Here is an 18,875-nt window from a genome sequence, read left to right as displayed (position 1 = left end):
TTGCTCACTATTTTGGTGCAATGTGTCACATAATAATAAATTAAAAAGCTCGATTAATAGACCACTTAAAACTTTTGTTTAAATACGCACCATTATGGTGCGCCATTGCTATAAATTTACACATCACATTCAAACTAAAGTAGTAGCTTACAAAGTGTTGTATCTTTGTTATTTTAAGACTTAATTTCTTTAGGGTTTTATTGGGCAGAGTTGTGCGATTATGGCGATAAAAAACGATAAAAAACGTGTTGTTATTTTGACTGGTGCTGGAATTTCAGCCGAATCTGGTATCGAAACATTTCGCGATAGTAATGGTTTATGGGAAAAACATAGCGTTGAAGACGTGGCTACTCCTGAAGGTTATTTACGCGATCCAGATTTAGTACAACGTTTTTACAGTTTGCGTCGGGCTCAAATACAAGAGCAAGATGTAAAGCCCAACGCAGCCCATATTGCAATTGCTCAGCTTGAACAAAACCCAAATGTTGAATTATTCTTGGTTACCCAGAACATTGATAACTTACATGAGCGCGCGGGTAGTAAACAAGTATTGCATATGCATGGAGAACTACTTCGTGCTCGCTGTCCCCAAAGCGGACAAACATTAGTATGGAAACAAGACTTAGCCAACCAACATTTGTGTACGTGTTGCCAAATCCCTAATCCATTAAGGCCACATGTGGTTTGGTTTGGCGAAATGCCTCTGGGCCTTGACCGAATTTATCACCAGTTGTTGCAAGCCGATATGTTCGTAGCCATCGGCACCTCTTGTCATGTTTATCCGGCAGGAGGTTTTGTTCATGAAGCCGCTAGCCAAGGAGCTAGAACGGTAGAGCTTAATTTAGAACCTAGCGAGCATCAACACGAGTTTAATGAGCATGCGTACGGCGCAGCAACACAGGTAGTGCCGGAATTTTTTGAAGCAGAATTTGGGGTTCAGTTAGAGACCAATTAATTACAAGCTTTATACTTTTAATTTAATTCGACGATCTGCACTCCTAGCCCTTGAGTTGTTTCCTTAACTAATGGTTGGCTGATCTCTGGGGCATCAAAACCTATGTCACCGCCGTCAATAACTTTATCGTTGGTGCTAAGATTTTTAAAATCGAAGAGCTGATGATCAAGCAAGTGAGAGGGAACTACGTTTTGAACCGCGCTAAACATCGTTTCTATACGACCAGGGAAGCGTGTATCCCAATCCAATAACATAGCCTTAACTGCTTGGCGCTGTAGATTTTCTTGTGATCCACAAAGGTTGCAAGGGATAATAGGGTAGTGTTGGTCTTCTCCAAATTGGATTAAATCCGCTTCTTTGCAATAAGCCAGTGGCCTAATTACCATGTGTTCGCCGTTGTCACTCATTAATTTTGGCGGCATAGATTTGAGTTTACCGCCAAAAAACATATTTAAGAATAAGGTTTCAAGCATGTCGTCGCGATGATGGCCCAGCGCAATTTTGCTAGCACCAAGCTCTTTTGCCACACGGTAAAGAATGCCTCGGCGTAAACGTGAACACAGCGAGCATGTAGTTTTACCTTCTGGAATTTTGTCGCGTACAATTGAATATGTATCTTCTTCAATTATTCTGTATTCAACCCCGATAGACTTTAAATATTCAGGTAAAATTTGTTCAGGAAAACCAGGTTGCTTTTGATCTAAGTTCACGGCAATAATGTCGAAGTTTATTGGAGCGCGTGCTTTTAGATTGAGCAAGATTGTAAGCATGGCATAACTATCTTTCCCGCCCGATAAGCAGACCATTATTTTGTCACCATCTTCAATCATATTGTAGTCAGCTATTGCTTGCCCTGTCAGGCGGTGCAAGCGTTTGGACAGCTTGTTTTGCTTATGTTTGATTTTGGCTTGCGCTGCTGAACTCATGATTTAATCTCTGGATAAAAACCGGCGGATTATACGACCTCGAAGCTAACAGCGCAAACGACTTTGAGCTTAACCAAATTCTCCGTTTACATAAGCTTTAGTGCGACGGTCTTGCGGGTTATTGAAAATCTCTTGTGTATCTGCGTGTTCAACCAACTCCCCCATCCAAAACACTGCTGTTTTGTCTGAAATACGCTTCGCTTGATTCATTGAATGAGTCACGATGACTATCGTGTACTCTTTTCTTAATTCTTCCATTAGTTGTTCAATGCGATGGGTTGCAATAGGGTCTAGCGCACTGGTCGGTTCATCCATAAGTATAACGTCAGGTTGTATGGCTATGGCTCGAGCAATACATAGGCGCTGTTGCTGGCCGCCACTTAGACCAAATGCATGGCTGTTTAGTCTATCTGACACTTCGTCCCATAATGCTGCACTGCGAAGCGCGTTTTCTACGGTGTCTTTAATTAGTTGCTTATCGTTTATACCTTGGGCTTTTAGGCCAAACGCAACATTTTCAAAAATGCTCATCGGAAATGGATTTGGTTTTTGAAAGACCATTCCAACCTTCATGCGTAAGTCTGATATGTCACGAGATTGATATATGTCTACACCCTCTAACTCAACATGACCGCTGATGTGTACATTCTCTATCAGATCGTTCATGCGATTTAGTGTTCTAAGCAAGGTTGATTTTCCGCAACCTGATGGGCCTATAAGCGCAGTAACTTTGCGTTCTGGAATCAACATGTTTATGTTTTTGAGCGCGTGGGTATCGCCGTAGTATAAATCTAGATCTCTTACATTAAATTTGTTCATAAACAATCTCTTAATAATTCGCTTTGTTTAGTTGCTTGCCAATGATCTTAGTGATCACATTAATGGCTAGGACTAGCATAATTAGAACAGTCGCTGTGGCGTAAGCTTGATTCCATTCATGAATTGTGAACAGCTCTTGAGTCAATTTGTACAGATGTACTGTTAACGTTCTGCCCGAATCAAAAACCGATTCAGGGATACGCGTAACCATGCCAGCAGTAAGAAACACTGGCGCGGATTCACCTATAATTCTGCCGGTGCTAAGAATAACAGCCGTGATTATTCCCGGCATCGCGCTAGGCAGGATCACTCTCCAAATGGTATAAATTTTGCTCGCGCCTAAGCCGTAAGCCGCTTCTCGATAGGCTTGGGGAACTGCTAATAAAGCTTCTTCTGTTGTGCGTATGATGACTGGTAAAATCAGAATAGAAAGCGTCAGGGCTCCTGACAGAATTGAAAAGCCAAGCCCTAGTGTGACAACAAAAAATGTCATCCCAAACAAACCATAGATAATAGATGGAATACCTGCTAAAGATTCGGTACAAAATCGGATTACTTTGACTGAATTGCTACTGGGTTTTGCATATTCAGTTAGGAATAATGCAGTCATAATTCCTAGTGGGGCAGCGATAGAAATTGACAGTACAACCATATAAATGGTCGATACAATCATTGACCATATACCTGAAGCTTTGCCGATTGCTGAGTATGAACTTGTCACAAATTCCCAACTCACATATGACAAACCATTGCTTAGAATATGCCAGAGCATCCATACCAAAAATAGTATGGTGATCAAGGCACAGGTCCAGATTGCCGTTAAGGCAAATTTGTCTTTGATAGCTTGGTTCATGAGTACGCTCGTTGGCGGTTAAGGTAAAGAAGACATGCGTTTAGCAACATAACGAATATTAGAAGTACGATACCAGTTGCATACAAAGAACTAGCGTGCATGCCGGTAGCGTAAGACATTTCTAAAGCAATATTTGCGGTTAATGAGCGAGCCGATTCCAATAAAGAATTTGGCATCGCTGGCGCATTACCCATTACCATAATTATTGCCATAGTTTCGCCAACGGCCCGAGCAACCCCTAAAACAATTCCTGCTAAAATACCAGAGCGTGCTGCTGGTAGAATAACTTTGAAAATGGTGTAAACCTGGGATGCTCCTAGGGCTAAAGCGCCTTCCTTATAGGTAGAAGGCACAGCGCGAATTGACGTTTCAGCAATGGTAATAACAGTCGGGAGTATCATTACGCTCAATACGATGATTGCCGCTAGTAATGTGGAGCCAGCTGGTATATTAAAGAGGGTTTGAATCGCTGGAACAATAATTACCAAGCCGAAGAAACCGTATACAACAGACGGTATACCCGCTAGCAGTTCGATAGCCGGACGAACCAGATTTGCCAACCACTTTGGTGCAATTTCCGCAAGGAAAACAGCGCAAAGTATTGCAATTGGCACACCGATTATTACAGCGCCTAAACTAGAAACAAGTGAGGCAACGATCATTGACGCGATGCCATAAAGTGCAGGTGGTAGCCACTCTCGACCACTCAAGAATTCTATTAAACCGGCGTGTTTAATAGCCGGAATACCTTCATAGAAAAGAAAGTAACCTATCGTAGCAACTGACAAAACCCCAATAAAAGCACTAAGAAAAAACAAGTACTTAAAAAAAGTCCCTAGATAATCAGTGCGCATAGCGCGACGTTTTAACTCTTGGCTTAATTCTTTTTTATTCGATAAATTAGCAAGTTGCGTGTCAATGATATCCGTCATAACTCAAACTTTGTTTTATAGAAATAGAGCGAACAACAAGCACTGTTGTTCGATTAGCATAATAGGGAAATAAATCTATTTAACTTCTATATAGCCGTGGTCTGCGATCACTTGTTGACCTTCGCTACTCATGATGTAGTCGATGAACTGTTGGGCTTCGGGTTCTGGTGAATTGGCTGCCATTAATACGAATGGTCTTGCGATGCCATAATCTCCGGTTTGAATATTAGCCTTGGTAGCGTCTACACCTTCGATTTGAAGCGCCGCTAGTGACTCGTCAACACTACCTAGGGATATAAACCCTATGGCAGCACTATTATTTGCAACTAAGGTTTTAATTGATCCGTTACCGCTTTGTACTTGAGCGCGTGCAGAAATTGCGGTTACTGTAATGTCATTAATTTTACGTGTTAAACCCATAATATCCTCAAAGGCGCCACGGGTGCCTGAGCCAACTTCTCGTGTGACAGCAACAATGGCTTGGTCATCACCGCCAACTTGGCTCCAATTATTAATATCGCCGGTATAGATCGCTTTGACTTGTTCGATACTAAGGTTTTTTATCGGGTTTTGATTATTAACTGCGACTGCAATTCCGTCTAAAGCCATAACGAACTGTTGAACGTCCTTACCCAGTTCATCTGTTGCAACAGGGCGTGAAGACATACCAATCATGCTAGTGCCTTCTTTAGCAGCTCGTATACCCGCTCCAGAGCCTGTTCCTTGGACTTCGATATAATCGTTCTGTTGTAACTGGTAGGTTTCTGCTAAAACTTCCATCAATCCAGTTACTGAAGTCGATCCCGATACGGTGACAGTATTGCCGGCAATGGCTGCGCTTGAAAGTAAGAGAGATAGGGCACTGATAGACGAAAATATTTTATTATTCACAATAGTTCACTCAATTAAATGTATAGGCTGAATTTGAATCCAGTGCATTTAAACAGTGGTTTGTGACAATAATATTACAGGCAGGATAAAGTGGTGTATATTAGAAATCTGGCAGATACATTACCTGCCAGTTTGATACTTTCATGATAATAGCAAGATTATCTGCTTAACTAAGTGAGTCATCTAATGGACTTATATAGTTAGACGGTTTTAGCGCAAGTAAATCACAATCTAAGCTATCAATAATGTGTTCAGCAGTATTCCCAATAAGCGCAGCGCTGAGCCCTGTTCTACCTGAAGTCCCTAAAATAACCAGTTCAGCGTTGATGTCATTTGCGACATCCGGTATCACGTCATCCGCCATTCCTTCTAACACATGGGTTCTACAACCTTGTAATTGATGTGTTTCAACGAACGTAGCAAGTTGCTTAAGGTGATGCTCGCGGACACTTGCATTATATTTATATGGGTCAAAATCAGGGAGTTCGATCGCTATGTTGATAGGCGCAGCCGGATAGGCATTCACCAAGTGAAGGGGGGCATCTAATAACTCAGCTAGTTGAGTTGCTTCAAGTATCACTCTTTCGTTTAAGCGAAGGTGTTCTTCATCTTCAGTGGTTGCATCTACTGCAGCCAGTATCTTACCGTTTTCCGGCCAGTCATGGTGTTTTACCAGTAACAGTGGTGATGGGCATTTTCGTAAAAGATGCCAATCTGTAGGGGTAAAGATTACTGACTTGAGTTTAGGGTGGTCATGGGTTGCTTTGACCACTAAATCGTGTCCAAAATCGAGTACTTCGTTGATGATGGCTTCAAATAGACGATTATGCCAAACCACTTTGCATTCAATTTTCGAGCTTTGTGAAGCTGCGCTTACCTGATCTTTCAACCAAATGTTACGTTCATTTATGACAGCCGAACGCATTGCTTCGCGCTCATCGATAGATAGCATCGACGTCATTTCATAAGAAAAATCATAAATAGTTAGAAAAGCTTTGATACGCACATCATCTTTACGTTGTGCTAAGGCCAATGCGCGAATTAAGGCTGGTTGCTCATCAAGAGTAGGGTCGATAACGACTAATATATTTCGATATTTGGTCATTTGGAACTCCAATATACAAACATGTCTCATATATACTGTAGTTCAATTATACAAAAAAAAAGCTGATCGACCTAACAATCAGCAATCTTTATAAGTTGTTGTTTATATATTTAAAACTTAAGCTGAGCGCTTGGTGCCAGCCATCATTGAAAGAGCTTCACGATCAACGATAGAAATATATTTGCCTTTAACATTAATCATTTCAGATTTTTGAAAGCGTCCAAGTAAACGACTAATGGTTTCAACAGTTAAGCCTAAATAATTACCAATATCACCGCGCGTCATTGTTAACCTAAACTCGCGAGGAGAAAAGCCTCGGCGAGCGAAGCGCTCGGATAATCCGAAGATAAATGCAGCTAAACGTTCTTCTGCATTTTTCTTACTTAAGAGTAAAATCATGTCTTGGTCTGCAATAATCTCACAACTCATTAAACGCATTATTTGGTGTCTGAGTTTAGGCATGGTTGCAGAAAGCTCATCAACTGTGTCGTAAGGAATTTCGCATATCATTGATGTTTCTAGGGCTTGAGCAAAACTGGTATGCATTTGCTCATTAATCGCGTCAAAACCTATCAAATCGCCGGCCAAATGAAAGCCAGTAATTTGTTCATCACCTTGTTCAGTAATGGTATATGACTTGATGGTACCGGAACGTATCGCGTACAGGCAACGCAACTTATCACCAGCGGCAAAGACTTCTTCGCCTTTCTGAAGCGGCTTTTTACGCTCAATAATACTATCGAGACGATCCAACTCAGTTTCGTTAAGCGAGTAGGGAATGCACAACTCAGCAATACTACAATCTTGGCAATGTATCTCACTACCACCGGCTTGAACGCGCTGTTTAGCTTTTAGGCTACTATTCATACGATTATTTCTTAATTTAATTGCTATCGATTTTACATTGATCTAGGTCATTTTCAAAGAACTATTAGTCGATCTCATCATTTTCTAAATTTTTGCTGAACCCAATGCTTTTTGCAATTAAATGCTATAAATAGAATCATTAGTAGCGATTAAAGCCTCATGTCGAACACTATGCGAGATAAAGCAATTGATAGACACCATATGAAATCATAGTAATTGCTGATATTCTTCGGAAGAATAAACTTTTGATTTTTTGATTGAAGCTAGCGGCTCCAATACTAGCGCTCAAAATAACCGCAAATGTGCCAAGCCCAAAAAAGACCATGATTAAGCCACCTGTGGCAACTGACGCTTGTGTAGCACTCCAAGTTAACATGGAATAGACCAATCCGCAGGGTAACCAACCCCAGACTATTCCTAGTAACAATGCAGATGGATTATCTTGCTTCGCTAATAATCGAGATGCTTTTGGTTGAAGCGTACGCCAAAGGCGGGCTCCAACTTTTTCGACGTATTTGATTCCTTGATGCCACTGGCCAATGGATAAACCTAGAAAGATCAGCAAAACTGCTGCAAAGATACGTAAAATCCACAGCATATGCTCAAGTTTGCCTAACTCAATCAATGTTGCTGCAGAGCCGCTAACGATGATGCCTGCTATCGCATAGCTGGTAATCCGCCCAATGTTAAACAAAAATAGTCTTAACAATGGGGCTTTGTTAGGGCCTCCAGCAGTCATGCCTACTGCGCATGCGATAGACCCACACATAGACAGGCAATGACCAGCACCTAACAGTCCTACCATAAACGCAGAGAAGAAAAGCGGAAAATCAAAGTTCATCGTCTGATTTTGTCGAATGCTTTTTGGTCAGAGGCGGTTGATCTTCGTCAAAGAGAATGTTCGAGCCTTGGCGGTCAAGATCGTCAAATTGTTCAGAGCGAACAGCCCAGATAAAAACAAAAATGGCTATAGCGACAAAGATGAGTGCAATCGGGATAAGAACGAAGATAATACTCAATGTTTATTTAACCTCAACGAATTGCTTAGCACGATTAGCGATGACAATGACATCCCCAAGGCGGCGATGTAGGGGGTAATATTTCCCGTTGCTGCCAAGGGGAGAATAAGTACATTGTAACCTATTGCCCAGGTCATATTTTGTCTGATAATTTTTTTACAAAATATACTCGTTTCAATTGCCTTCGCAATAGGCATTAATCGATCACCAAGTAATATGCTGTCAGCCGATGTTTTGGCTAAGTCGGTACCATGACTCATCGCCATTGATAAGTTTGCCGCGCTTAGCACTGGCCCGTCGTTTACGCCATCACCAAGCATCATTAGCTTGTGGTTCTTAAGCTGGAGTTCATTTACATACTCAAGTTTTTGTTTTGGCATAGCTCCAGCTTTGACGACTGAAATATCTAACAATTTAGCGTAACTGAATACCTGTGAACTGGTGTCTCCACTGAGCATTTGCAATTCAATATTGCGCTGTTTTAGATACTGGGAGAATTCGATAGCATCCTGTTTTAGCTGGTCTTTGAAATAATAACGACCCAATAGTGTCCCGTTACAACACAGTACAATTTCTATCATCGTATCTCGAGGCGAAGGCCTTACATGGCAAAAATGCGCCGAACCTAGGCGATACTCGTCGTTATCTAAATAAGCCTGCAGTCCTTGGCCGCTGTGTTCACTTATAGAATCAAATTTAATCGCGCTCAACTGGTACTGCTTCGAAGCTTTGGTAAACGCTAAGGCAATTGGGTGCAAGCTTCTAGCCTCCATCGAGCAAGCTATCGACAGATGTTTTAGATCTTGCGAACTTAAGCTGTGGTCACAACAAAGTTCTAGTTGGCCTAATGTTAAAGTACCTGTTTTGTCAGAAACAATGGTGTTTAACGCAGCTAGTGACTCGAGTACATGCGGCGTTTTAACCAATACGCCGTGTTTGGATAATCGTTGCGTTGCTATGGTAAGAGCGGCTGGCGTTGCAAGAGATAGCGCACAAGGACATGTTGCCACCAAGACTGCTAGTGTTATCCAAAAAGCATCATCAGGAGAATAGATTGACCAATAGCCATAACATAAGCTCGCTATCACTAACAGGCCAGCGACAAAATACCGAGATACGGTGTCTGCTAAACTGGCTACCGATGCTTTGTCGTTATGCGCTTGTTCTTGCAAGCGCAATATTTGAGCGATAAAGGTTTGTTGTTGGGCTGCGACTACTTGTATATCTATGGATTGACCGTGATTAATACTGCCGGCAAAAACTTGGTCTCCAACAGTTTTAGGTAGTGGGAGCGACTCACCGTTGAGCATTGACTCATCAATAGAGCAATGACCCTCTTTAATAATACCATCTGCGCTAACTGTTTCACCTAGACGTACGCGAACAATATCGCCGACCTTTAGAAGTTTACAGGCGATGACTTCGATATTTCCAGATGTATCTAGGCGGTTAGCAACCTTTGGGATTAGCTTTAAAAGATTTGTACTAGACTCGCTTGCTTTGCGACGCGCCCGCAGTTCGAGTAGACGTCCTAGCAATAACAAGAACGTAAACATCGATACCGATTCGAAATAGACTTCGCCGTGGCCTTGCACAGTTGCATACAAAGAAGCGCTATATGCCCCCAACAATGCAATCGATACCGGTAAATCCATATTTAGACTACCAGATCGCAAAGCTCTATAAGCACTTACGTAAAAAGGTTGCGCTGAGTAAAGTAGAACGGGCGTGGCCATGAGTAAACTTACCCAACGAAAATAACCAATGAATTGGGCATCCATTTCACCAAAGAAATCACCGTATAATGCAAATGCGAACATCATTACCTGCATTGTAGCTAATCCAGCAACCCCGAGCCTTGTGAGATGTTGGCGATAAGTTTTTTTGTAAAATGCTTCTTGTTGATCAGTTTGAAAGGGAAGGGCTTGATACCCTAAGTTTTGGAAGTCCTGCAAAATTTGACTTAGTTCAAGTTTAGTTGGATCCCAGTGTAGATTCGCACGTTGTGTTGTTGAATTCACATTTAGCCTCAAGACACCGTCTTGATTGCCGATTTGTTTTTCTATTAGCCACGCACAAGCTGCGCAAGCAATACCTTCAACACACAATAGAACTTCTTTGTACTCACCACTATCCGCTACAAACTCAGCTTGTATATCTAAGTTGTCATACTGTGTTAGTTTCTCAAGTTCTTCTGGGACAAGTTGCGCTCCAGAGGGCCCAATGGCAGTCCGGTGTTTATAATAGTCACTTAGACCTGATTCAATAATTGTATTTGCTACAGCAAAACAACCTTGGCAACACATAGGCCTTTTTTGGCCTAAAATTTGTACCTCAAGATTTAGATTTTTGGGTACATCCTCGCCACAATGATAACAACTGATTGAAGAGTTACTGGCCATCGATTGCTTCGGTTGCTGTTAGCGGAAGTACTAATTCTTCTTGCAGGCGCCAGCTGCCGTCAATAGGCTCTATTCGAATGAACCAACGACCGGCTTGGTCGAAGTTTTCACCAAAACGGTAGCGTCCGTTAGCATCAGCTGTGACCAAGAAGTCCAAATCTTTTTTTGCTTGAGTTTTGTGAGCCAACTTAACTTCTAAAGCTTGGTTTTGGTAAGACGAAGGGACCTGCATTGATAGTATTAACGCGCCGTCTTTGCTTTCTAAGTCAGCACTGATACCTAAAGTTTCTGCAGCCTTTAGCTTTGATAAATCTTGATTGATGGACTTTCCAACTTTGTAATACGAGTCCACAACCAAATCAGATTTATTGTTGTTGGCTATAAAGAAAGTACTAATACTCGCAATGACAGCTGCAGCGGGTAGAGCAATCAAAAACCAAGGCCAGAATTGTTTGTACCAAGGGAGAATTAACTGTTGCGTATCCATCGTGGATTTCCTTACTACGTCTGAATGTAGGCAATCATAGTGCCATTTGTGCTAATGATAGATTTTAAATCTATTAACAACAATGGAATTACGGCTATTATTTTACGAGCTAAATAAAAACGGCGCCTTAGCGCCGTTTTTATTTAGACTAGAAACTACTTTTCTTGTGACAAAGAATATACGTAGGCTGAGATAACATGGATTTTATCTTCTCCTAAAATATCCTTCCAAGCGGGCATTACACCTGCGCGACCATAGGTAAGTGTTTCTTCAACTGCTTTACGAGAACCACCATATAACCAAATGTTATTGGTTAAGTTAGGGGCGCCTAAAGCTTCGTTACCAGTACCGTCAGCAGCATGACACGCAGCGCAGACAGCAAATTTTGCGGCGCCAGCTTCAGCTTCAAGGGTGTTGACCTTACGACCAGACAAACGTAGAACGTGACTTGTCACCTCTTTAACACCGTCAGCGCCTAGTACATCTATCCAAGCAGGCATTTGGCCAGCACGACCATTCATAAGCGTGGTTTTGATCGCCTCTGGTGTTCCACCATATAACCAGTCGTTATCGGTTAGGTTGGGGAATCCTGTTGAGCCACGCGCGGTTGCACCATGACATTGTGAACAGTTTTGTAGGTAAAGACGTTGACCGATTTTTAGTGCATCTTCGTCTGTTGCTAGCTCTTCAATTGGACGGTAATTACCGTCACTTTGATAGGCGATGCTTCTAAATACTTCGCCAAAGCGTTCTTCTGCATGCGCAACTTCACTTAAGTATTGGTTTGCGACTGCTTTATCAGCATAGGCTTCTATTCGTTGATCTTTCTCAGCGATCGACTTAATCCCTTGCTCTGAACTTTTCCAGCCAGAAAGGCCAGGAAAATTACCAAGACCAGGGTAAAGCGCTAGGTAGCCCAAACCATAAACAATAGTGATATAGAACATATACGTCCACCACTTGGGCAGCGGATTGTTTAGTTCTTCGATACCATCGAAGGTATGCCCCATAGAGGCACCTTCGTCAACGCCGGTTTTGTTCTTGTTAGTTGCCCGTAGTAACAAAATACAGCCAACAATGCTGCCTAAGGTTATTACAGTAACCATAATGCTTAGAAATGAGCTCATCATTGTGGTTTAGCTCCTTGACTAGAAGTACCGTGTTTTTGATTTACCTCGTCGGCAAATACCAAATTGGCAGCTTCTTCAAAATCCTTTTTGCGACGTTTGCTATAAGCCCAAGCGAATATTCCAATAAAAATTAGAATAAGAAAGGCTGTATACAAACCACTGAATGTTCCAAAGTCCATATCGTCGCTCCTATTTTAAGGCTGTGCCTAACACTTGAAGATAAGCGATGACCGCATCCATTTCTGTTTTGCCTTCAACTGCTGCTTTAGCGCCGTCAATATCTGATTGCTCATAAGGCACGCCAAAGTGGTCGCGGAAAATCTCAAGCTTACGGCCGGTGAGCTTTCCATCAAGAATATTTTCGTTCAACCAAGGGAAGGACGGCATATTCGATGAAGGAACAACGGTACGAGGATTGGTTAGGTGAACACGATGCCATTCATCTGAGTATCGCTCGCCTACACGTGCTAAATCAGGACCGGTGCGCTTAGAACCCCAAAGAAACGGATGTTCCCAAACACTTTCCCCAGCGACGCTATAGTGACCATAGCGTTCTGTTTCTGCTCGAAACGGACGTATCATCTGACTATGACAGTTTGAACATCCTTCACGAATGTAGATGTCACGCCCTTCCATTTGTAAGGCCGTGTAGGGTTCTAAACCATCGACAGGCTCAGTTGTTTCTGCTTGGAACAACAGCGGTGTAATCTGTGTGATACCGCCGAAGCTGATCGCTATAACAATGAAAACCATTAGCACGCCAAGGTTCTTTTCAACAAATTCATGCTTCATTCTGAATACTCCTTATGCTTGCTCAGTAGCTTTGAGGCTACCATCAGTGGCTGAAATTGTTTTGAACACGTTATAGGCCATCAGTAGCATTCCGCCTAAGAAGAACAAACCACCAACTAAACGCACAAAGTAGAACGGATAAGACGCTTCTATTGATTCGATGAACGAGTACGTTAAAGTACCGTCTTCGTTAACCGCACGCCACATCAACCCTTGCATAACGCCAGAAATCCACATTGCAACGATATACAATACAACGCCAATAGTTGCTAGCCAGAAATGGGTGTTAATTAGTTTGGTACTGTACATACGCTCTTGATTGAAGAGCACCGGAATTAGATGATAGATACTTCCGATTGTAACCATTGCAACCCAACCTAAGGCGCCTGAGTGTACATGGCCAACAGTCCAGTCGGTATAGTGAGAGAGGGCGTTAACAGTTTTAATTGCCATCATCGGACCTTCGAAGGTCGACATTCCGTAAAAACTCAAGGAAACAATCAAAAAGCGCAAAATTGGGTCATAGCGTAGTTTATGCCATGCACCTGACAGCGTCATAATACCGTTAATCATGCCACCCCAAGATGGAGCAAACAGAATTAAAGACATAACCATACCTAAGGATTGAGCCCAATCAGGTAGTGCTGTGTAATGCAAATGGTGCGGGCCTGCCCAGATATATATCGATACTAGTGCCCAAAAATGAACAATCGATAAGCGGTAGCTATAAACAGGACGTCCAGCTTGCTTAGGAACAAAATAGTACATCATTCCCAAAAAGCCTGCTGTCAACAAGAAACCAACGGCATTATGTCCATACCACCACTGTACCATTGCATCCACTGCACCAGCATAAATTGAGTATGACTTGGTATAACTTAGCGGTATTGCGAGGTTATTAATGATATGCAGCATAGCAATGGTGATAATAAAAGCACCAAAGAACCAATTTGCAACATATATATGCGTGGTTTTCCGTTTGGCCAGAGTACCGAAAAAGACGATGGCGTAAATTACCCAAACGACCGCGATTAAGATACCAATCGGCCATTCAAGTTCTGCGTACTCTTTACTTGTCGTATAACCTAACGGCAGCGAAATAGCTGCAGAAACGATTATCAATTGCCAACCCCAAAACACGATGGAGGCGAGGGGGCCACCAAACAGTCTGGTTTGACAGGTTCGCTGTACAATGTAAAAAGAGCAGGCCATTAGGGCACTGGTACCAAATGCGAAAATTACGGCATTGGTGTGAAGGGGTCTTAGGCGACTATAAGTGAGCCAAGGTGTATCGAAATTAAGGGCTGGCCAAATCAGTTGAGCTGCGATTAGGACGCCAACGCTCATTCCAACGATACCCCAAATTACAGTCATCACAGTGAATTGACGCACTACTTTGTAGTTATAGTCATTCTCTGAATGTGTAGCTGCATGGTCCATAGTATGAATGCTTCCGTTGCTATATTGCTATTATTGTGGGAGTTATAACTAGTTTGCTTTCAAATCCAATAAAAAAACAAAGCTAGTTAATAGCCAGAATGATACTTGATCAAACTTACAATTAATAGTTTGTAATGTGCATTGGGCCGACATATTTGCGTAACATCAACGCAAAAAACTAACTCTTTTTTAACCCAGTTGATCTAGATCAATTTCGCACCAGTTAAAGACTGGCTTTTATTTGCTCTTGTGCTTACTTTACATTGAAAACCCTTACTAAAGAGGTAGTTCCAGTGATGTGCCAACACGCGATTTGATTAAAAGAAGCCAATCATTTAGTAAGTTCTAAGGGGTTTGTGCTACAGGTTGGCCATGATTAGCTACAACATACATATAGAAAAGTGGGCAATTCGGCTAAAAAATAGCCATAAGTGGGTCCAAGTTAAATTTTAGTTCAAAAGAATATGCTCGAAATTTGTTACAACTGAGTTCTCCAGTTTTGCAGAACAACAAGGTATTGAGCATTCGGCTTAGGCTGTCTCGTTCATCGTGCAAAATATCAACAGCTAAATGTGTCTAATAGGCGCCTTTGAAAGTGCTAAGGGGTACGCATCAATTAGTTCACTGAAACAGTTGAGTATTGCAGCGTGTTAAGCGTTAAGGCTGCGTCGCTATCATAAAGCATTTAGCAATACGTCCTCAGGGTGTCTTTCACAACTTTGTGTAAACCGACTTAAGAATTATTTGCAAACAAGGTTTTTCAGACATTTGCAGTACGAGCTTGCAGTTATGACTAACAGGCTCATGAAGGGCGGATTCAATGCTACTTTAGACACCAAAGTCAATTAAACCTTGCTATTGCCATTCTAAAACATTGAACTCGGTTTTCGTATCACTCGATTAGTAAACAGTTTCGGTGACCTCGGCTAGAAATTTCATTAATCAAAAACAAACCACAAAATGGAATTTGCTAGTCTTATAAAACGCTAGCGAGAATGAAAAATTGGCTGGTGATTGTGAAATCAACAAAAGTACAGTAACGCAAAGGTCGTTTCATTGATTAATGCCCCAATTCACTATTATCCGTTTCGACATACAAGACTTTTGTAAAACGAAGTTCGCTAGAGCAAATATTAGCCTGATTCAATATCGTAAGTTTATGTCTGTTAATCAGCACTGATGTTGGTTTCTAAAAGTTTAGGTGGCCAAGGCTGGTAGGTTAAAAAAGCGGAAACTATTTGGTTCTTGTCAATTGACTGTTCACTATTGTTGTATAGCAATTGCTATAACCGAGTCATGGCGCAGTAGGGCGGTGTGTCCTAGCGCATTTATCATTAGGCGCAGACTGCGTTAGCTTACAAACCTAATCGCCTTTGTGATGCAAGATTTGCAAATATTAAGCCTGCTATAATTGACATAAATATCATGAAAGTTTCAGATGCCATGTTGTTGTTCACTACAAAGCTATCTTGAATAAACGTATTACTTAAACTTATATATGCTTTGCTACCGGGCACGAGTAAAACGATGCCTTGTAGTAAGACCACCGACGCCGGTATTTTACGTACATGCGCAAATACGTTAGCGTAAACGCCGACTACAAAAGCACCGACAAAAGGGCCTAATCCAGCCCCAATATACACAGCGCCTATAACACTTGCCCCATAAGCAATAACCCCAGATAAAACCCCCCACACTAACTCTGCTTTACGAACTTTGAAAATGACAGTTAGCCCTAATGATAATAAAATTACACCTAACCAATTTAGCCACCATAAATGTTGTACATCGGATATTAGGAGCGGGATCCCAAGGGCTTGCTTGGCGATTTCCAATCCGAGGATAGCCCCAAAGTAGAGTTTGAATAGGGTCATAAACGAATCCATGATCCTAGCGGTACCAGAAATTAATTCGCGGGAGGCTAGCTCGTTAAGTCCTAAGGTTAGTGATAAGCCGGGTATAAAAATAATGATTGAGGACAAGACCGTTAAATTAATGTCGAGGCTGGGAAATATAAAAGCTAATGCATAAGCACCAATAGCGCTGAGCGCCGCGCTTAAAGGTTCGATTGCACTTGCGATACGAGGCCTTGTTCGGGCCTGCCACACTAAACTAAAACCTATAATGCTCAACAGGCCTGATATAGCGATGGTAATCCAATTCGCATTCATTAGCATAGCGAACGCTGCGCCAGTAACAACATAAGCAAGCAAAGTTAAGGGACCTGAGCTTAAATCAGGCTTTTGTTCATTCTCATCTAAGGTAGAAATGGCTTGGAAAAGGTCTAGTTCGCCCAGTACAACCCGATCAACGAGTTGTTGTGTACGCGTTAACATTCCTAAGTCTATTTCTCCTGGCCTTACTCTGAGTATATAGTTGAACTCTTGGTCAGACTCATCATCAAACAACACAAATGTGAGAGTTGTAGGGGTAACCAAAAATTGTCCTTTGACACCTAGCGTTGTAGACACATCACTCAGATGCTGTTCCATACCAGAAGCAGGAGTACCGTACTTATGCAAAGCTTTTCCAAGCTTTACCAAAAAGTTCTTTTTGGTTTTGAAGGTATTCGATTTCATTTCTATGTGTCTAGGGCTAAATCTGGCGCTAGTTTAGTTGAATACTAGGGAATTGCACTTAGTTTTAACACTGGTTATGGGATCAAGGAATTGGTAGGAAATCGTTAGTTTTAACACCTCGAATAGCAAAACTACTATCGATATGACTTACTAATGGCAATCGTTGCAGTGATCTAACCCACTGTTCGTAGTCAACCAAATCTTGGGAAACCACCTGCAATAGATAATCATAGGCTCCAGAAACTGTATGGCAATTGAGTACAGCACTCATTTCTCTAACACTTTGTTCAAATGCCAATACACTGGCTTCTTGATGGTCTTTGAGTCGCACATGTACAAAAGTTGTAATGTGTAAGCCAAGTTTGCGTTGGTTTAAGTGCGCTCTGTAGCCTTCAATGAGGCCGTCGTCTTCCAACTGTCGTAGTCGACGTGCAACAGGAGAGGCAGAAAGACCAACCAGATCAGCGAGTTCATGGGTACTTAAGCGGGCATCTTTCTGAATGAGCTCAAGCAAATGTCGATTAGTTTTGTCTAGTTTAGTCATTTAAACTCACATTGTTATTCATTTTAGTGTAACGAGCTAACGGTTGCTTATAATGGGGTAAAAGTTGCCACCTTACAATCCCATATTCGTCTTAAACTAATGTTTTCATACTTAGGTTATCGTTATGCTTACTCAGAAAATACAGCATGAGCCTGCAGCAAAAACAATCAACACAAACCGTGTTTTTGGGACTATTGCGGCCTTATTAACGGCGCTTATTTGGGCTTTATTTTTCACGGGCTTAAAAGTGGGTTTAAGTACAAACATGCAGTGGTATGACATTGCCTTTTTCCGTTATGTGCTCCCAAGTATACTGCTGACTCCTATACTCTTTTGGAATTGGAAACGCATTTCCCAAGCACCAGTGATTTACCTTTTTGGGATGTCGTTTGGTTCTGGGCTCCCTTTTTTGTTTTTAGGTGTAGGCGGAATGCAATCTAGTAGTATAACCGTAGCAAGTACGGTTATACCTGCCTTAGCTCCCATATTTTTAGCGCTGTTACACAGCTTTGACCCAAAAGTTCCTAAGTTGGGTTTAGTGCCACGACTATGTATGGTTTCAATTCTAGTTTGCGTTGCAGTGTTAGTCGCATCTAACATTGAAACCAGTTTAGCTTCACCGTCGTTAGCGGTCCTACTTTTACTTAGCGCTGCATGTTGTTGGGCGATTTTTACTTTTTGCTTCAAAAAAAGTGGGCTTGCACCGCTTAACGCCGCAACTTGGGTTTTGTGCAGCAATGCAATCGTTTGGTTTGCCTTGCTATTGGTTGTTGATTTTCCAGCATTAGAGCTGATGTCATGGACAGACATAGCATTGCAAACCCTCATTCAAGCTATCGCAGTTGCGATCGTTGCCTGCGTTTTATATGCTTATGCGATCAGACAAATTGGCCCCCAAATTGCTGCAGCAACAGGTGCTTTAGCGCCTGTAATTGCGAGTGTGTTGGGTTTCTATTTTCTCGCTGAACACCCCTCAACCACATCAGTAGCTGCAATGCTAATGGTTGTTATATCAGTCATTATTTTCAATTTAAGCCCGTTACACAATTCGAAAAGGTTAATAACAAAACGCGTTGTGGTCAAAGCGGTGTCTCGCTACACTTTGCCGTACAAAACTTAGTGTTCTGATAGGAG

19 protein-coding genes are annotated in these 18,875 nt (G+C 41.9%); 2 read left to right on the top strand and 17 right to left on the bottom strand.

Going from position 1 to position 18,875, the window contains the following annotated elements:
- Positions 1 to 220 precede the first annotated feature (220 nt).
- Positions 221 to 955, top strand: coding sequence for a Sir2 family NAD+-dependent deacetylase (gene cobB / locus DBZ36_RS06175; RefSeq protein ID WP_120354038.1), 735 nt, complete (start codon positions 221 to 223; stop codon positions 953 to 955).
- Between the two features lie 17 nt (positions 956 to 972).
- Here cobB and ttcA read toward each other — a convergent pair whose 3' ends face one another.
- From ttcA to DBZ36_RS06090, 17 genes are all read right to left on the bottom strand, one after another.
- Complete coding sequence (ttcA, locus tag DBZ36_RS06170) at positions 973 to 1,881, bottom strand: tRNA 2-thiocytidine(32) synthetase TtcA (protein ID WP_120354037.1); 909 nt, start codon at positions 1,879 to 1,881, stop codon at positions 973 to 975.
- Positions 1,882 to 1,950: 69 nt separating this feature from the next.
- Entirely contained in the window at positions 1,951 to 2,700 is a 750-nt protein-coding gene (gene pstB, locus DBZ36_RS06165; protein WP_120354036.1) for a phosphate ABC transporter ATP-binding protein PstB, read from the bottom strand.
- A gap of 10 nt (positions 2,701 to 2,710) precedes the next feature.
- Entirely contained in the window at positions 2,711 to 3,553 is an 843-nt protein-coding gene (pstA, locus tag DBZ36_RS06160; protein WP_120354035.1) for a phosphate ABC transporter permease PstA, read from the bottom strand.
- Positions 3,550 to 4,407 (bottom strand): phosphate ABC transporter permease subunit PstC, encoded by an 858-nt coding sequence (pstC, locus tag DBZ36_RS06155; RefSeq protein ID WP_120354478.1) that lies wholly within the window; start codon positions 4,405 to 4,407, stop codon positions 3,550 to 3,552. The genes pstA and pstC overlap by 4 nt, the downstream gene beginning before the upstream one ends.
- A 153-nt stretch (positions 4,408 to 4,560) precedes the next feature.
- Positions 4,561 to 5,376, bottom strand: a complete 816-nt coding sequence (locus tag DBZ36_RS06150) for a phosphate ABC transporter substrate-binding protein (RefSeq protein WP_120354034.1) — start codon at positions 5,374 to 5,376, stop codon at positions 4,561 to 4,563.
- Positions 5,377 to 5,542: 166 nt separating this feature from the next.
- A complete protein-coding gene (uspE, locus tag DBZ36_RS06145) occupies positions 5,543 to 6,481 on the bottom strand; it encodes a universal stress protein UspE (protein WP_120354033.1) in 939 nt (312 codons plus the stop codon).
- A 117-nt stretch (positions 6,482 to 6,598) separates the two neighbouring features.
- Positions 6,599 to 7,348 carry an FNR family transcription factor gene (locus tag DBZ36_RS06140; protein ID WP_120354032.1) on the bottom strand — a complete coding sequence of 250 codons (750 nt, stop codon included), beginning with the start codon at positions 7,346 to 7,348 and terminating at the stop codon, positions 6,599 to 6,601.
- A 169-nt stretch (positions 7,349 to 7,517) separates the two neighbouring features.
- Positions 7,518 to 8,189 (bottom strand): sulfite exporter TauE/SafE family protein, encoded by a 672-nt coding sequence (locus DBZ36_RS06135; protein ID WP_120354031.1) that lies wholly within the window; start codon positions 8,187 to 8,189, stop codon positions 7,518 to 7,520.
- Complete coding sequence (gene ccoS / locus DBZ36_RS06130; RefSeq protein WP_120354030.1) at positions 8,179 to 8,367, bottom strand: cbb3-type cytochrome oxidase assembly protein CcoS; 189 nt, start codon at positions 8,365 to 8,367, stop codon at positions 8,179 to 8,181. Before ccoS ends, DBZ36_RS06135 begins: the two co-directional genes overlap by 11 nt.
- Positions 8,364 to 10,769 (bottom strand): heavy metal translocating P-type ATPase, encoded by a 2,406-nt coding sequence (locus tag DBZ36_RS06125; RefSeq protein ID WP_120354029.1) that lies wholly within the window; start codon positions 10,767 to 10,769, stop codon positions 8,364 to 8,366. The genes ccoS and DBZ36_RS06125 overlap by 4 nt, the downstream gene beginning before the upstream one ends.
- Positions 10,759 to 11,256: a FixH family protein gene (locus tag DBZ36_RS06120; protein WP_120354028.1), complete on the bottom strand. Its 498-nt coding sequence runs from the start codon at positions 11,254 to 11,256 to the stop codon at positions 10,759 to 10,761. Before DBZ36_RS06120 ends, DBZ36_RS06125 begins: the two co-directional genes overlap by 11 nt.
- Before the next feature lie 155 nt (positions 11,257 to 11,411).
- On the bottom strand, positions 11,412 to 12,383 hold the full coding sequence (ccoP, locus tag DBZ36_RS06115; RefSeq protein WP_120354477.1) for a cytochrome-c oxidase, cbb3-type subunit III: 972 nt from the start codon (positions 12,381 to 12,383) through the stop codon (positions 11,412 to 11,414).
- Entirely contained in the window at positions 12,383 to 12,565 is a 183-nt protein-coding gene (locus DBZ36_RS06110; RefSeq protein WP_120354027.1) for a cbb3-type cytochrome oxidase subunit 3, read from the bottom strand. The genes ccoP and DBZ36_RS06110 overlap by 1 nt, the downstream gene beginning before the upstream one ends.
- Positions 12,566 to 12,575: 10 nt before the next feature.
- Positions 12,576 to 13,178: a cytochrome-c oxidase, cbb3-type subunit II gene (ccoO, locus tag DBZ36_RS06105; protein WP_120354026.1), complete on the bottom strand. Its 603-nt coding sequence runs from the start codon at positions 13,176 to 13,178 to the stop codon at positions 12,576 to 12,578.
- 12 nt (positions 13,179 to 13,190) lie between these two features.
- A complete protein-coding gene (ccoN, locus tag DBZ36_RS06100; RefSeq protein ID WP_120354025.1) occupies positions 13,191 to 14,618 on the bottom strand; it encodes a cytochrome-c oxidase, cbb3-type subunit I in 1,428 nt (475 codons plus the stop codon).
- Between the two features lie 1,355 nt (positions 14,619 to 15,973).
- Positions 15,974 to 17,140, bottom strand: a complete 1,167-nt coding sequence (locus tag DBZ36_RS06095) for a threonine/serine exporter family protein (RefSeq protein ID WP_233558098.1) — start codon at positions 17,138 to 17,140, stop codon at positions 15,974 to 15,976.
- A gap of 139 nt (positions 17,141 to 17,279) precedes the next feature.
- Positions 17,280 to 17,741 (bottom strand): Lrp/AsnC family transcriptional regulator, encoded by a 462-nt coding sequence (locus DBZ36_RS06090; protein WP_120354023.1) that lies wholly within the window; start codon positions 17,739 to 17,741, stop codon positions 17,280 to 17,282.
- A 124-nt stretch (positions 17,742 to 17,865) separates the two neighbouring features.
- Here DBZ36_RS06090 and DBZ36_RS06085 point away from each other — a divergent pair, with 124 nt between their 5' ends.
- Complete coding sequence (locus DBZ36_RS06085; protein ID WP_120354022.1) at positions 17,866 to 18,861, top strand: DMT family transporter; 996 nt, start codon at positions 17,866 to 17,868, stop codon at positions 18,859 to 18,861.
- Positions 18,862 to 18,875: the final 14 nt, after the last annotated feature.

Source organism: Alginatibacterium sediminis, assembly GCF_003610775.1.
Taxonomy (GTDB): Bacteria; Pseudomonadota; Gammaproteobacteria; order Enterobacterales; family Celerinatantimonadaceae; genus Alginatibacterium; species Alginatibacterium sediminis.
The sequence above is the reverse complement of the archived record's forward strand: the minus strand, read 5'-3'. Positions and strand labels throughout refer to the sequence as shown.